General features: G+C 73.8%; 10 protein-coding genes. 5 read left to right on the forward strand and 5 right to left on the reverse strand.

Annotation, left to right across the window (positions count from 1 at the left end; translation table 11 throughout):
- Positions 1–19 precede the first annotated feature (19 nt).
- Both Cco03nite_RS18905 and Cco03nite_RS18910 read left to right on the forward strand, forming a co-directional pair.
- Positions 20–1,270: a serine/threonine-protein kinase gene (locus Cco03nite_RS18905; RefSeq protein WP_203693449.1), complete on the forward strand. Its 1,251-nt coding sequence runs from the start codon at positions 20–22 to the stop codon at positions 1,268–1,270.
- A gap of 201 nt (positions 1,271–1,471) precedes the next feature.
- A complete protein-coding gene (locus Cco03nite_RS18910) occupies positions 1,472–1,933 on the forward strand; it encodes a hypothetical protein (RefSeq protein WP_203693450.1) in 462 nt (153 codons plus the stop codon).
- 82 nt (positions 1,934–2,015) lie between these two features.
- Here the strand turns inward: Cco03nite_RS18910 and Cco03nite_RS18915 are convergent, their stop codons facing one another.
- The gene (locus Cco03nite_RS18915; RefSeq protein WP_203693451.1) at positions 2,016–4,430 is read right to left on the reverse strand and encodes a DUF4132 domain-containing protein; all 2,415 of its coding nucleotides are present in this window, start codon (positions 4,428–4,430) and stop codon (positions 2,016–2,018) included.
- Between the two features lie 160 nt (positions 4,431–4,590).
- Between Cco03nite_RS18915 and Cco03nite_RS18920 the strand changes: the two genes are divergently transcribed.
- From Cco03nite_RS18920 to Cco03nite_RS18930, 3 genes are read left to right on the forward strand one after another with little or no spacing between them, the layout of a single operon-like run.
- Positions 4,591–6,381 carry an HSP90 family protein gene (locus Cco03nite_RS18920; RefSeq protein ID WP_203693478.1) on the forward strand — a complete coding sequence of 597 codons (1,791 nt, stop codon included), beginning with the start codon at positions 4,591–4,593 and terminating at the stop codon, positions 6,379–6,381.
- Positions 6,382–6,383: 2 nt separating this feature from the next.
- Positions 6,384–8,366, forward strand: coding sequence for a hypothetical protein (locus Cco03nite_RS18925; protein WP_203693452.1), 1,983 nt, complete (start codon positions 6,384–6,386; stop codon positions 8,364–8,366).
- On the forward strand, positions 8,357–10,426 hold the full coding sequence (locus Cco03nite_RS18930) for a hypothetical protein (RefSeq protein ID WP_203693453.1): 2,070 nt from the start codon (positions 8,357–8,359) through the stop codon (positions 10,424–10,426). Before Cco03nite_RS18925 ends, Cco03nite_RS18930 begins: the two co-directional genes overlap by 10 nt.
- Positions 10,427–10,445: 19 nt before the next feature.
- Here Cco03nite_RS18930 and Cco03nite_RS18935 read toward each other — a convergent pair whose 3' ends face one another.
- Genes Cco03nite_RS18935 through Cco03nite_RS18950 form a run of 4 tightly spaced genes read right to left on the reverse strand, consistent with a single transcriptional unit; the run spans position 10,446 to position 15,004 of the window.
- The gene (locus Cco03nite_RS18935) at positions 10,446–11,465 is read right to left on the reverse strand and encodes a LacI family DNA-binding transcriptional regulator (RefSeq protein WP_203693454.1); all 1,020 of its coding nucleotides are present in this window, start codon (positions 11,463–11,465) and stop codon (positions 10,446–10,448) included.
- 53 nt (positions 11,466–11,518) lie between these two features.
- Positions 11,519–12,529 (reverse strand): ABC transporter permease, encoded by a 1,011-nt coding sequence (locus Cco03nite_RS18940; RefSeq protein ID WP_203693455.1) that lies wholly within the window; start codon positions 12,527–12,529, stop codon positions 11,519–11,521.
- Complete coding sequence (locus Cco03nite_RS18945; RefSeq protein ID WP_203693456.1) at positions 12,526–13,494, reverse strand: ABC transporter permease; 969 nt, start codon at positions 13,492–13,494, stop codon at positions 12,526–12,528. The genes Cco03nite_RS18940 and Cco03nite_RS18945 overlap by 4 nt, the downstream gene beginning before the upstream one ends.
- Complete coding sequence (locus Cco03nite_RS18950; RefSeq protein WP_203693457.1) at positions 13,487–15,004, reverse strand: sugar ABC transporter ATP-binding protein; 1,518 nt, start codon at positions 15,002–15,004, stop codon at positions 13,487–13,489. The genes Cco03nite_RS18945 and Cco03nite_RS18950 overlap by 8 nt, the downstream gene beginning before the upstream one ends.
- Positions 15,005–15,020 lie beyond the last annotated feature (16 nt).

The following is a 15,020-nucleotide window of genomic DNA, read 5'->3' on the forward strand; positions in this document are numbered from 1 at the left end:
GCCGTGACAGGGAGATGCCGTGTACGACAATCGGTTCGGTGATCAGTCCTATCTCGACTGGCTCGCGCTCAACCCGTACGAAGGGCTAGCGCAGCGGGTGCGCGTGCTCGCCGGAACCGCCGCCGTCCTCGACGACCTGCACTCGGGCCGCCGCACCGGCGTTCCGGTCGCGCACGGCGACGTCAAACCGGCCACCGTCGTCGTCCGCCCCGACGGCTCCAGCAGCCCCGCCGACCTGGGCGAGCTGTGGACCGTCGACGGCTCCCTGGTGGCCGCCCGCAGCACCCCGTACGCCGCCCCGGAGCTGTTCCTGCCCGGCGCGCTGACCAGCCCGGACGCCGACCGGTACGCGTTCGTCGCCACCGTCGTGCACGCCGTGCTGGGCACGCCCCCGCCGGTGCACCCCCCGGGCCCCGGCCCGCGGGCCGGCATCGACCTGTTCCGGCTCGCCGAGCAGCTGCGCGCGCACCCGCTGAGCGCGGCGTTCCCCGCCTTCCAGCACCGGCTGCTCAACGCGCTGTCCGCCGCGCCGTCGGGCCGCGTGCACACCCTCACGACCTGGCTGGACGCGCTGCTCAACGACCTCGCCCCGCCCATGTTCGCCACGACCGGCACCCTGCCGCTGGCCCCGGGGGCGCACCCGCCGCCCACCGAGACGCTGCCGCCCTGGTCGCCGCCCGCGACGGCGGCCCGCTCCGGCGGCTCGCAGACGCTCACCTGGGTGCTCGCCGGGGTGGCCGCCCTGGTGGCGCTCGCGCTCGTCGCCGGTGGCGCGTGGTATCTGATCCAGCGGCCCGGCAGCCCGGCCGACCCGAACCTCCTGGTCGCACCGACGCCCACGGCGAGCGCCGCACCGACCCCGTCGCCGTCGCCGTCGCCGTCCACGGACGATCTCACCGCGGCGCGGGCCTTCCTCAGCGGGACGTGGGAGGGCACCTACCGCTGCCGGCAGGGCCTGACCGGGATGAAGCTGGTCCTGTTCGTCGTCGACGACCACGAGGTCGAGGCGACCTTCGAGTTCTTCCCGGTGAAGAGCAACCCGAACGTGCCGCGCGGGTCGTTCGTGGTCGAGGGCTCGTACACGGCGACCGGCTTCACGCTGCAGCCGGGTCACTGGATCAAACGGCCCGGCGACTACGTCATGGTCGGGCTCGAAGCCTCGTTCTCGCCCCGGGCCGGGCAGAGCATCCGCGGCGAGGTCGCCGATGCGGGCTGCGACGACTTCTCGCTGACGAAGTCCTCCACGGACACCCGGCGGCCGCCCGTCTGACCGTGCCACAGGTTGAACCGCCATCAGCATAAGGCGGCTCCACGCGATCTTCACTCGGCCGTTCGACCGTCGCGACCTGCGATCCGCGCTGCCTAAGCTTCCCGCTCGTGTCCGTTTTCGAGGTGGCGCCCCTCGGAGACCGGCACGCGACGCCCGCCGCCCGCGGCGGGCGTCGTGTTGTGTCCATCGAGCCCCGGAGGCATGTTGATCGACGCTGAGCACATCGCGCGGACCGTTCTCCTCTCGTCCACCGGACCGGACTTGACGGCGGAGGTATGGGCCTGCCGCACGCTGGCCGCCCGCACCCCCGGTCACCGCAGCCGCCTGGTGAGCGCGCTCCTGCGCCTGGAGCGCGTCACGGACTCGCCGGGCACCCGGCTCCGGCTCGCCGAGGAGGCGGTCGCGAACGCTCGACAGATCGACCCCGCCCAGGACCACCACGCCACCGACATGCTGATCTGGGCGCTGTACGCCCTGCAGCGCAACCTCCACGCCACCGGCCGCACCGCCGAGGGGCAGGCCGCCCGCCAGGAGTTCCTCGACCGCCACCACCCCGACCTGCACGTCGCGAACAGCTGCCCGGTGACCGTCTGCTACGCCGACAAGGACCTGCCTCCGGTCGGCGGGCAGCCGGCGGTGCACCGACCGGGCACAGCTCGGTAACCCCGCCTGCCGCATCGGCCGGTGCCCGCCCCCCGCAGCAGGCGTGCACCGGCCGGGCGCGGCAACCGACGCTCGATGCGGCTCAGCGCCGGAGCTGGCGCAGGATCGACGGGTCGGTGATCTTCTCGTCGGCGGCCAGCAGGAACGCCTTGGCCACGATCGCGTTCAGCACGGTGTCCTCGTCGAACGGCAGCCGCACCGCGGGCGACCGGGCGGGCACGATGCACAGGTAGGCGTCGTCGGGTTCCCTCAGCACGTTGCCCGAGCCCAGGTGGATGCGGTACGCCCCCAGACTGCCCCGCACCCGCAGCCAGCGCTCGCCGAGCGAGGTCCGGCCGGCGAGTCTCGTACGCGGGAGCAGCCGCTCCAGTGCCTCGCGGCGCATCTGCGCGGTGGGCGTCAGCTCGCCGAACCCGGCACTGCGCCAGTATTCGTCGAACCGGCGATCGCCGTGGTCGGCCCACTGCGGGTCGGCGGCGATGGAGGTGACGCCGACGAACAGGTCCACGTCGCGCATCGCCTCGCTGAACACCGGCACCGGCACCTCGGCCAGCGGCACGTCCCGCCACCCGCGCCCGTCCCGGCGGGCGAACCGCACCTGGTCGGTGCCGCAGTAACGGGCCTCGTGGTCGCCGCCGCCCATGCCGTCGGCGAGCGTATGGTCGAACGAGGCCCGCCACCCGCCGCCGCCGAGTTCGCGGGCCGCCGCGCTGTGGTGGCCGCCGTCCCACGGCCCGAGGTAGCCGGCGTGCCAGCCGCGGACCCGCATCAGCGCGTTGGCCTGCCGGTAGCGCAGGATGTGCGCGGCGAACCGGTTCGAGTACGTCGCGGTCTGCTCCTCGGCCGGGGTGAGCCGGTACACCTCGCGGAACGCCTGCTTGAACGGCTGGCGCAGCGCGCCTGCCGCCACGTGGTCACGCCAGCGGGCCACCTGTGCGGCCGCGGCCCGCACCGGGTGCCAGAGCCGGACCCGGGTTCCGCGCACGGTGAGGCCGTCCGGGCCGCGCAGCGCCCACCCGCCGCGGTCGCGGACCGGGATGCCCGCCGTCCAGCCTTCGCCGTCGCCGGTCTCCCAGATCAGCGACCGTCCGAAGACGCCGGTGACGGGATGGTCGAGATAACGCGCGACCCAGTCGGCGTACGCCCAGTCGCGCTCCTCCGACAGCACGGACTCGACCCGCCGCCGTTCCGCGGTGACCGTCCGACCGATCTCCTTGACCAGCTCCTGCAGCCGTTTGAGGTCGGCGGGAAAACCGTCGCGCACCGCGGCGGGCACCGAGCGCAGGACCGTCTCGCCGTCGCGGAAGCTCAGCCGCGGGCGCTCGTCCACCAGCGCCACCACCGCCTGGTGGCCGCCGACCTGCTCGGTGTGCCGACCGTCGGCGTCCAGGCCGTGCGTATCCACGCACAGCTCCAGCATCTCGGCGTACGTCCGGCCGCGCGCCTCGCCGAGCTGCGCGAACGCGGCCCGCACCCGCTTCTGCAGGCCCTTGTTGCGCACCGCGGTGCTGAGCCGGGCCAGGGTGGTCAGCGGCACGTCGCCGTCGCGCCGGGCCAGCAGCGTGACCGACGCGTTCGCGGTCAGCGGCGCGCGGGGGTGGCCGTCCCCGCGGGCCGACAAGGCTGCGGTGTCGGTGACCCGGGCCAGCAGCGCGGTCGCCGCGGGACCCGGATCGGCTGCCAGCAGCCAGGTCAGCGCGCGCAGCAGCCGGTCGGCCTCGTCGAGGACGTACGAGGTGTGCTCGGCGAAGCAGCCGAGGATGCCCCGGACGACGTCGTCGCCTCCGGCGGTGGCCGCCAGCAGTTGCTCGGCACGCCGCCGCCACCGGACGTCGGGCGTGAGCTTCTCCAGGGTCGAGCAGTGGTCGAGCAGGTCGCCGACGCCGGTGCCGCGCAGCACGTCGCCGAGCCGGTCCTGCACGGCCGCGCCGAGCGTGCCCGCGGACTGCCCGAGCCACACGGGCAGCACGTGGTCGCCGGCCTTCCTGATCCCGATGTTCAGCGCGGTGCGGAGCCGGCGTTCGAGCCGTACATCGACCGGCGGGTTCTCCTCGACGATCGCCAAAACCGCCTCCAGCGCGCGCCGGTGACCGACCAGCTGCGCGCCGGGCAGCCCGGCGGCGAGGGCGGCCGGCAGTTCCAGGTGCAGCAGCTCGCCGTCGTGGCCCGCGCCGCGGGCCACCTGGCGCAGGCACCAGGACAGGTGGGCGCTGGTCCACGGCGCGTCCTGGGCGGCCAGGTGGCGCAGCAGGTCGCGCTGCGCCGGCCAGTCGAGCCGGCCGGCGCAGGCCAGGGCGTGCAGGTGCATGGCCGGGCCGCGCCGGTCCTGCGGCTGCCACGCCTGCACCGCCGCCCAGCCGGGCAGCGCCGTGATGTCACGGACCCAGCCCTTCCACTCCGTGCCCAGCACGTTGCCCAGCCGCCGGCCCGACGCCTCGCTGTCGGCGTCGAGGTGTTCCTGCCACACGTCCGCCAGCTTCGGAATCAGCTGCTCCACCGGCCACCTCTCTCCCTCGTGGGCGACATGGTGCCAGCGGGCACCGACAGCCGCCGCCCCGGTCCGTCCAGATGGTGGCGTGCGGCCGAAATCCGGTCCGCGAACGTCGGTGACGGACGGTAGGGTCGGCGACCGCGAACACCCCACCACGGAGGACCTCGTGTCGTACACCTTCCACGTCGATCTGCGCGGCATCGTCGACCTGCTCAGCCACCACCTTTATGCCAGCCCGCGGGTGTACGTCCGCGAGCTGATGCAGAACGCCGTCGACGCGATCACCGCGGTGCGGGTGACCGACCCCGAGCACGCCGGCGCCATCGAGATCAGCGCTCCGAAGGCCGCCGGGCAGCCGCTGACCATCACCGACAACGGCATCGGGCTGACCGAGCCCCAGGTGCACGAGCTGCTGGCCACGATCGGCCGCAGCTCCAAGCGCGACGATCTGGGCTTCGCCAGGCACGAGTTCCTGGGCCAGTTCGGCATCGGCCTGCTGTCGTGCTTCCTGGTCGCCGACACGATCCAGGTGCGCACCCGGTGCGGCGACAACCCGACCGTGGAGTGGCTGGGCTCGTCGGACGGCAGCTACCAGGTGCGGGTGCTCGACGGCGACGACGCGCTCGCCGCGCCGGGCACGATCGTGACGCTGCGGCCGCGGCGGGGCGCGGAGGAGTGGCTGCTGCCGCAGACCGTGCGCGAGCTGGCGGGACTGTACGGCTCGATGCTGCCGATCACGGTGCGGGTCGACGGTGAGCCGATCACCGCCGGGCTGGCCCCGTGGGAGACCGGCGAGGGCGAGGCGCAGGTGGCGCGGCGGGCGCGGCTGCTGTCGTACGCCGAGGACGCCTTCGGGTTCACCCCGTTCGACGTGATCGACCTGGACGTGGCCGAGGCGGGGCTGCGCGGCGTGGCGTTCGTGCTGCCGATGCCGTCCAACCCGGCCGCCCGCGTGGCGCACCGGGTGTACCTGAAGCAGATGCTGCTCAGCGAGGGTGTCGAGGGCCTGCTGCCGGAGTGGGCGTTCTTCGTGCGCTGCGTCATCGACACCACCGAGCTGCGCCCGACGGCCAGCCGCGAGGCGCTGTACGACGACACGCTGCTGGCGCAGGTCCGCGAGTCGCTGGGCGACCAGCTGCGCGGCTGGATGACCCGGCTCGGCACGGTCGACGAGGCGAAGCTGCAGCAGTTCCTGCGCATCCACCACCTGGGCGTGAAGGCGCTCGCGGTGCACGACGACGAGATGCTGCGGCTGGTCGAGCAGTGGTGGCCGTACGAGACCACGGTCGGCCCGATGACCCTGGCCCAGTTCCGCGACACCTACGGCGTGGTGCGGTTCGTGCCGTCGCTGGACGAGTTCCGGCAGATCGCCGCCGTCGCCTCGGCGCAGGGCCTGGCCGTCGTCAACGCCGGTTACGTGTACGACGCCGAGCTGCTGTCCCGGCTGCCCGCCCTCGACGAGAAGATCACCACCGAGGCGCTGTCGGCCAGCGACCTGTCCACCCGGCTGGAGGAGCTCGCCCCGGACGACGAGCTGCGGCTGCGGGCCTTCCTGGTCGGCGCGCAGCGGGCGCTGGACCGCTTCGGCGTCGAGGTGCTGATCCGCGCCTTCGACCCGGCCGGCCTGCCCGCGCTGTACCTGCTCGACGGCGACACCGCGCTGCACCTGGACATGCGGCGCGGGCAGGAGGACGTCGACGACGTGTGGGCCTCGATCCTGGGCTCGTTCACCGCCGGGCGCACCGACCGGCCGCAGCTCGTGCTCAACCACCGCAACCCGCTGATCCGCCAGGCCGTCACGGTCACCGACCCGGACCTGACGGTGCTGGTCGTGGAGGGCCTGTACGTGCAGGCGCTGCTGCTGGGCCGCCAGCCGCTGCGCCCGGTCGACACCGCCGCGCTCAACCAGTCGTTCCTGGGCCTGCTGGGCCGCGCCATGCACGGCGGTGCCGCGTGACGATGACCGAGCAGGCGGTGCACGAGCTGTGGCACGAGGCGCACCGGTTCCCGGTCGGCCCCGCCCGGTTCGCCGCGTACGACGCCGCGCTGCGCCACGCCGACGCCGCGGGCATGCGCCGGGAGGCGTTCACGTGGCGGCTGTCGGCGATGAACGAGTTCCACCACCACGGCGACCCGGCGCGGCTGTTCCTGGCGTTCTCGCACTGCCTGCAGGCCTGGGACACCGATCCGGAGGCGACCGGCCGCCACGACGACCGCTCGCTGCTGTGGAACTTCAAGTGGGTGGTCTGGTCGCTGCCGCAGTTCCCGGAGATCCCGCTGGACCGCACCCGGGCCGTGCTGGACGACATGGAGGCCCGCTACCTGCGCGGCGGGCACAGCCTGCACGCGGTGTACCAGCACCGCTGGCTGGTGGCCCACCACACCGGCGACCCGGCGGCCGACCACTGGTACGACAAGCTGCTGACCGCGCCCCGGGACGGGCTGTCGGACTGCGCCGCCTGCGTGCCGTCGGGCCAGGTCCGGCACCTGGTGTCGCACGGCCGCGACGAGGAGGCCATCGAGCTGGGCCGGCCGTTCTCCCGGGGCGGGTGCACCGAGCAGCCGCACTGGATGCTGTCCGAGCTGCTGCTGCCGTACCTGCGCACCGGGCGGCACGCCGACGCCGTGGACGCGCACCGGTTCGGTTACCCGCGGATGCGCGCCAACCGGCACCACCTGGACAACATCGCCGCGCACCTGCGGTTCTGCGGGCTGTCCGGCAACGAGGCGCGGGGGCTGGAGCTGATCGAGCGGCACCGGGGCTGGCTGGACGCGCCGTCGTCGCCGTACACGGCGATGGAGTTCGCGGCCGCGGCCGGGCAGGTGCTGCGGCGGCTGGCCGAGGCCGGGCACGGCGACCTGCCCGTCGCCGCGGTGCCGGGCGGCCCGGCCGCGAGCACGGTCGCGCAGGTCGGCGCCGATGTGACCGCACTGGCCCGCGAGATCGCCGCGCGCTTCGACGCCCGCAACGGCAACACGCACGTCAGCTCCCGGGTCGAGGGGCACCTGGCCGCGGAGCCGCTGACCGAGCGGCTGTCGATGAGCGTGGCGGTCCGCTCGCGCGAGCGCATGACCTCGGCGGTCGGCTCGCTGATGGACGTGGTGAGCGAGGCCGACGCCCGGGGCGACGCGGACACCGCCGCGACGGCGCTGCTGGAGGCGGCACACGAGCAGCGGCGCGCCGAGCGTGCCCACGACGCGCTGGACAGCGCCGAGGAGGCGCTGGGCCGGCTGTCGCGCGCCGGGCGGCACGACGACGTGCTGCGCTGCCGGCTCCTGCTGTGGGAGCTGTACCGTGACGCGCACCGCTGGCCCGAGGCGCTGGAGGCGGTCGACGCGGTGCTCGCCGCACCGGCGCTGCCCGCCGACGCACCGAGCCGGATCACGCTGCTGCTGGCCGCGGCGAAGGGCGACCCCGACCGGGATCGCGCGGCGACGCGGGTGACGGCGGCGGCCGACGAGTTCGAGTCGGCGGGCGACCCCGGGGCGGCCTTCGACGCCCTGCTGGCGCTGCACCGCCTCGTCGACGAGGCCGCGGTGGAGCGGGCCCGCAAGCTGGCCGCCGGCGCGCCCGGCGACGACGACTGGCGTCCGCGCCGCGCCCGGCTGGCCCTGGCCGACGCCCGGCGACTGCACCTGGCCGGCTCCTATGCCGACGCGGCCATGCAGGCCCACGACGGCACGCGGCTCGTTTCGGACGGCGGCCCGCTGCACCAGCGGCTGGCCAGGGTCGAGGCGCTGGCGCTGCTGCGCGCCGGGCGGGCCGAGACGGCCGAGCCGCTCGCCCGCGCCGCCTTCGAGCAGGACGAGCAGTGGGAGACCGCCCTGCTGTACGCCGCCGTGCTGCACGCCCTGGGCCGCGACTACACCGACCTCGCCGACGACTGGCCCGTGGACGAGGACGACTTCGACGAGTTGGAAGGGGAGATCCTGTGGCGCTGAACGAGCAGCAGCTGCGCGACGAGTTCGCGGCGGCCATGGCGATGCCGGACGGCCCGGCGCAGCACGGCGCGCTCGACGCCGTGATCCGCGCCGCCGACGCGGCCGGGGACGCGAAGCTGACGTTCGAGTTCCGGCACGAGGCCATCGAGAAGTTCGTGTTCGGCGGCGACGACCGCCGCGCGTTCCTGGCGTTCTCGCTGTCGCTGGCCGCCTACGACCGCGACCCGGAGATCGGCGGGCCGGACACCGAGGAGTCGATCCTCTGGCAGTTCAAGTGGATCGTGAACGCGCTGCCGGAGTTCCCCGACATCCCGCTGGACCGCACGTACGCGGTGCTGGCCGACATGCGGGCCCGCTACCTGCGCGGCGGGCACAGCCTGCACGCGGTGCACCAGGCCCGCTGGCAGATCGCCCTGCACGTCGGCGACCTGGACGAGGCGGCGGCGGCCTACCACGACATGGTGACCGCCAAGCGCGACAGCCTGGCCAACTGCTCGGTGTGCGTGCCGTCGGCGCAGGCCTGGTATCTGATGGTGGTGGACCGGCACGCCGAGGCGATCGAGGTCGCCAAGCCGTTCGCCGACAGCTGGTGCCGGACCCAGCCCGAGCGCATCCGGACCAACCTGATGCTGGCGCACCTGCACACGGGCGCGTACCGCAAGGCCGCCGAGCTGCACCGCACGGCGTACCGGGTGATGCGCACCGACCGGCTGCACCTGTCGGCCCTGGGCACCCACCTGACGTTCCTGGGCCGCAGCGGCAACGAGCTGCGGGGCCTGGAGCTGCTGGAACGGCACCTGCCGTGGCTGGAGGGCACGGTCAGCCCGCACGACGTGCTGACCTTCGCCGCGCCCGCCGTGCTGGTGCTGAACCGGCTGGCCGACGGCGGCCACGGCGGCATCGCCGTGCAGGGCCGGACCGGCGCCGACGGGCGGCGGCCGGCGACGACGGTGACCGCCCTGCGCGACGAGCTGACCGCGCTGGTGACGGACCTAGCGGCCCGGTTCGACGCCCGCAACGGCACCACGTTCCAGGGCGAGCTGGCCCGGCAGCGGATGACCGCGCCACCGCTGGTGGACAGCCTGCCGCTGAGCGTGCTCGACACCGCGGGCGGGCGCGCCCGCAGCCGGATCGCCCAGGTGCAGGACCGTATCGCCGCGCACACGGCCGCCGGTGACCAGGCCGCCGCCGCGCTGGCCCGGCTCGACGCCGCGGTGCTGCTGCGGGAGCACAGCGACGCCGAGACCCGCTACGGCGCCGCCGAGGAGGCGGTGCTGGCCCTGGAGCGGGCGGGGCTGCCCGAGCCGCTGCGGCGGGCACGGGAGCTGCTGTGGCAGCTCTACCGCGACGGCGGGCAGCACCGCGACCAGGCGATGCAGGTGCTCGACCTGCTGCTGGCCGAGCCGTCGCTGACCGCGTCCGAGCACGGCCGGCTGCTGGACGAGTCGGCCCGGCTGTTCTGGGGCGCCGAGCGGGCCGACCGTTGCCTGCAGGCCGCCGACCGGCACGCCGAAGCCGGTGACCGGCTGGCCGAGCTGCGCTCGCTCAGCGACGCGGTCAGCAGCGCCCACGTCGCCTGGTGGCAGCCCGTGGAGCAGGTGATGGCCAGGGCGGACGCGCTCGCGGCGGCCCCGCCCGCCGACGCCGACCCGGCGGTGTGGGACACCGCGTGCGGCCGGCTGAACCTGGTCGTGGCCTGGTGGTACGACAGCGAGGACCGCGACGACGAGGCGCTGGCCCGCGCCGAACTGGCCGAGCAGTGTGGTGACGGCGTTGTCCGGGGCGAGGCGGCGGTGTTCACGGGCTGGCGGATGCTGCGCCGGGACCGGCCCGCCGAGGCCGAGCAGCGCGCCCGCCGCGGCCTCGACGGCGCGGACGAGGCCGACACCCGCCGGCTGCACGCCGTCATCGCCGTCGCGCTACGCGCCCAGGGCGACGTGGCCGGCGCGAACGCGCTGATCAGGGCACATGACCTGGACCCGTGGGAACTCGAGGACGACGACGCCGGCTACGACGACTCGGACGACGAGGACGAGGACGACGAGAAGGACGAGGACTGACCGGGGCCGCAGGCTCCGCTCAGGCAGGCCCGGCGGCCGGCGCCGACTCGCGGACGACCAGCCGGAACGGCGGCTGGAACTCCGCGGGCGGCCCGGCCGGGCGGCCCTCGATGCGGTCGACGAGTTTCTCCACCGCGAGGCGGCCGATCATCTCCTTGTCCGGCGAGATCGTGGTGAGGGTCGGGATGCTGAACCGGCCCTCCTCCACGTCGTCGATGCCGATCACGGACACGTCGCCGGGGACCCGCAGCCCGTGGTCGTGCAGCGCCCGGATCGCGCCGAGCGCGATCAGGTCGTTGAACGCGAACACGGCGTCCGGCGGCTGCGGCAGCGCCAGCAGCGCCCGCATGCCCGCCGCGCCGTCGCCGCGGCCGAAACCGCTGGTGGTGACGGTCAGGTCCGGGTCGAACGGCAGCCCGGCCGCTTCCAGCGCCTCGGTGTAACCCCGCAGGCGCAGCAGCGACGGGGCCCGGTTGGCCTCGATGTGCGCGCCGATGAACGCGATGCGCCGCCGCCCGAGCGCGATCAGGTGCCGCATCGCCTCGCGGCTGGCGGCGAGGTTGTCGATGACCACATGGTCGTACGGTGCGTGGTAGATAGCCTCGCCGACCAGCACCATCGGGGTCTCGCTGGTGCGGCTGGCGATGTCGTCGCGGTTGAGGTGCACCGCCGACAGGATCAACCCGTCGATGATCTGCGCCCGGAACCCGTCGGCGACCAGGAGTTCCTTGTCCCGGTCACCGTCGGTGTAGTCGAGCAGCAGGGTGTACCCGCGTCTGGTGGCGGCGCGGATCGCCGCGTCTGCCAGCTCGGCGAAGTACGGGTTGTTCAGCTCCGGAATGGCCAGCGCGATGATGCCGGTGCGGCCCCGGCGCAGGTGACGGGCACTGAGGTTGGGCGTGTAGCCCAGCTCGTCGATGGCCTGCTGCACCCGCGCTCGGGTGGCCTCGCCGACGGGCCGGTAGCCGTTGACGACATTGGACACCGTCGCCTGCGACACGCCCGCCCGCCGGGCGATGTCCTTGAGACTGACCGCCATCGGCGGGTTTCCTCCACTCACTGCTCATTGTCACCACTGCCGGGGCCGTTCCGTCAACGCAGGTGCCGCCGCCTGCTCAGATAGGTCTGCACCACCACCACGACGATGAGGAAGCCGCCGCTGACCACCGACTGGTACGACGAGTTCAGCGACCCTATCTGGTTGATCACGTTCTGGATGACCCCGAGCAGCAGCACCCCGCACAGCGTGCCGCTGACCGTGCCCGCCCCGCCGATGAGCAGCGTGCCGCCGATGACGACGGCGGCGATGGCGTCGAGTTCCAGCCCGACGCCGAGGATGGTGACGCCCGAGGACAACCGCGACGCGTTGAGCACCCCGGCGAACCCGGCCAGCATGCCACTGAGCAGGTACGTCAGCACCCTGATCCGGGCCACCGGCAGTCCCATCAGCGCCGCGGCGTCGGGACTGCCGCCGACCGCGAAGACGGCCTGCCCGTACCGGGTGCGCTGCAGCAGCAGCCCGCCGAGGCCGAACAGCAGCACCGCCAGGTACACCGGGTAGCCGACGCCGAGCAGGGTGCCCTGGCCGAGTTCCAGGAAGGCCGAGTCCTTGGGCACCAGGTAGGTGTTCGCGCCCTCCTCGGTGATGGCCAGCAGCAGCCCGCGCGCCCCGAGCAGCCCGGCCAGCGTCACGATGAACGGCGCCATCCCGGTGTACGCGATCAGGACGCCCTGCAGCAGCCCGATCGCGCCGCACACGGCCAGCGGCAGCAGCAGTGCGGGCGCCGGGCCCCACTGCGAGGCGTACGCGGCGAGCACTCCTCCGAGCGCGAACACCGACCCGACCGACAGGTCGATGCCGCCCGTGATGATCACGAAGGTCATGCCGAGGGCGATGATCGCCAGGAACGACGACTGGATCGCGATGCCGTTGGCGTTCTCCGCGGTCGGGAACGACGGGAACACCACCGACGAGACGAGCACGGCCAGCGTGAGCACGGCGAGCGCCCCGTGCCGCTGGGCCAGCGCGGCCAGCCGCTCGCGGCGGTGCTCGCGCTCGACCGGCACCGGGTGCGGGGACTTCTGGACGAGGGTCTGGGTCATCGGGTCCGCCGTTCCCGGGCGATGTAGACGGCGACCGCGATGATCCCGGCCTGGATCATCTGTGCCGCCGAGTCGGGCAGGTCGTGGTTGATGAGGGTGGCCCGGACCAGCTGCATCAGCAGCGCGCCCGCAACCGTGCCGAGCACCCGGATGCTGCCGCCTGTCAGCGGCGTGCCGCCGACCACGACCGCGGTGATCGCCGACAGCTCCATCAGGTTGCCGATCGCGGACGGGTCGCTGGCCCCGAGCCGGGCCGTGGCCAGCACCCCGGCCAGCGCCGCGAGCACCCCGCACAGCACGTACGTGCCGATCAGCACGCGTTTGACGGGCAACCCGGCGAGATGGCTCGCCGCCCGGTTGCCGCCGACGGCGACGAGCTGCCGCCCGTACGTGGTGCGCTGCACCACGAATCCGATCACGACGGCCAGGCAGCCCGCGATGAGCACCGTGTACGGCACCCCGAGCAGCTCGCCGGTGCCCAGCTCCAGCAGGGTGCCGTCCTTGATGCCCTTGAGCTGCCCGTCGGCGAAGACCAGGGCCAGGCCCCGGCCGCCGACCAGCAGGGCCAGCGTGGCCACGATCGGCTGCAGCCCGACGACGGAGACCAGGGTCCCGTTGACGACGCCGACCAGCCCGCCGACCACGAGTGCGATCAGCACCGCGGGCCAGAACCCGTAGCCGATGTACAGCGGCAGCACCGCCGCGGCCAGCGCCATCACCGAGCCGACGGACAGGTCGACGCCCTCGCTGCCGATCACCATGGCCATGCCCAGTGCCGCGATCACCACCGGCGCGACCTGCACCAGCTGCGTACGCAGGGTCGCGGCCTGCAGGAAGTTGTCGGTGAAGGCGACGTTGAACAGCACCAGCAGGGCCACGGCGGCGTACACCCCGTAGTCCTGCAGCAGGCGCGCGGGCCGGATCCGGTCCGGCGGCGCGTACGTCTTGACGGTCGCCTCAGTCATGGGCGGGCTCCTGGGCCAGGGCGGTCATGATGTTGTCCTCGGTGACGTCGTCGCCGGCCAGCTCGCCGACGACGGCTCCGGCGCGCAGCACCACGATGCGGTCCGCGCCCTCGACCAGCTCCTCCAGGTCGGAGGAGATCAGCACGACGGCCAGGCCGTCGGCGGCCAGCTCGTCGATGAGCGCCTGCACCTCGGCCTTCGCGCCGACGTCGATGCCGCGGGTCGGCTCGTCTAGCAGCAGCAGCCGCGGGTGCAGGCACAGCCAGCGGGCCAGCAGCACCTTCTGCTGGTTGCCGCCGGACAGCTCGGACACCTTCTGCTCCGGGCTCGCGGCCTTGATGCGCAACCGCTTCATGAACGTCTCGACGATGCGGTCCTGCTTCGCCCGGGACACCACCCCGAACCGGGACAGCGTGGGCATCGCGGCCAGCACGATGTTCTCCCGCACGCTCAGGCCGGGCACGATGCCCTCGGCCTTGCGGTCCTCGGGCAGCATGGCCATCCCGGCCCGGATCGCCGCGGCGGGCGAGCGTCGGGTCAGCCGCTGCCCGGCCATGGTGACCTCGCCGTCCGCGCCGAGCGCGCCGACGACCGCCTTGGCCGTCTCGGACCGGCCCGAGCCGAGCAGGCCGCCGAGGCCGGTGACCTCGCCGGGGCGTACGTCGAAGGAGATGCCGTGCAGCTGGTGCGCCCGGCTCAGGTCGCGGACCCGCAGGATCGGTTCCACGTCGCCCGCGTCGTGGGCGGAGAAGCCGGTCAGGCCGTCTCGGCGCACCTCGGCGGCGTCGCGGCCCAGCATCAGCGAGATCAGGCCCAGCCGGTCGAGTCCGGCGAGTTCGCCGGTGTGCACGCGGCGGCCGTCGCGCAGCACGGTGACCCGGTCGCAGAGCTGGTAGAGCTCGTCGAGGCGGTGGCTGACGTACACGATGGCGATGCCGCGCCCGCTCAGCTCGCGGACCACCCGGAACAGGGTGTCGACCTCGCGCGGTTCGAGCGAGGAGGTCGGCTCGTCCATGATGACGACCCGGGCGTCGATGGCGACCGCGCGGGCCAGCGCGACCATCTGCTGCGCGCCGAGGCCGAGGGAGCGCAGCGGCAGCCGCACGTCCACGTCGATGCCGTAGCCGGCGAGCACCTCGGCCGCCTCGCGGTTCATCCGGGCCAGGTCGATGAGGCCGAACCGGCCGCGCGGCTCGCGGCCCAGGAACAGGTTGCGCGCCACGCTCATCAGCGGGACGAGGTTGACCTCCTGGTAGATGGTGGAGATCCCGGCGGCCTGGGCGTCCAGCGGACGGCCGAAGGCCACGGGCTCGCCGCGGTAGTGCACGTCGCCGGCGTCGGGCCGGTACACGCCGGTCAAGATCTTGATCAGGGTGGACTTGCCGGCGCCGTTCTCGCCGACCAGGGCGTGCACCTCGCCGGGGGCGACGGTCAGCGACACGTCGTCGAGGGCCAGCACGCCGGGGAATCGCTTGCTGACCCCGCGTACGTCCAGCACAGGTTGGTTCATCGGGGCTTTCTTCCTC

This window comes from Catellatospora coxensis (assembly GCF_016862635.1).
Classification (GTDB): domain Bacteria; phylum Actinomycetota; class Actinomycetes; order Mycobacteriales; family Micromonosporaceae; genus Catellatospora; species Catellatospora coxensis.

Coding starts and splice junctions, on each gene's coding strand:
- Cco03nite_RS18910 (WP_203693450.1), top strand. CDS start 1,472: ATGTTGATCGACGCTGAGCACATCGCGCGGACCGTTCTCCTCTCGTCC.
- Cco03nite_RS18925 (WP_203693452.1), top strand. CDS start 6,384: ATGACCGAGCAGGCGGTGCACGAGCTGTGGCACGAGGCGCACCGGTTC.
- Cco03nite_RS18935 (WP_203693454.1), bottom strand. CDS start 11,465: ATGGCGGTCAGTCTCAAGGACATCGCCCGGCGGGCGGGCGTGTCGCAG.
- Cco03nite_RS18940 (WP_203693455.1), bottom strand. CDS start 12,529: ATGACCCAGACCCTCGTCCAGAAGTCCCCGCACCCGGTGCCGGTCGAG.
- Cco03nite_RS18945 (WP_203693456.1), bottom strand. CDS start 13,494: ATGACTGAGGCGACCGTCAAGACGTACGCGCCGCCGGACCGGATCCGG.
- Cco03nite_RS18950 (WP_203693457.1), bottom strand. CDS start 15,004: ATGAACCAACCTGTGCTGGACGTACGCGGGGTCAGCAAGCGATTCCCC.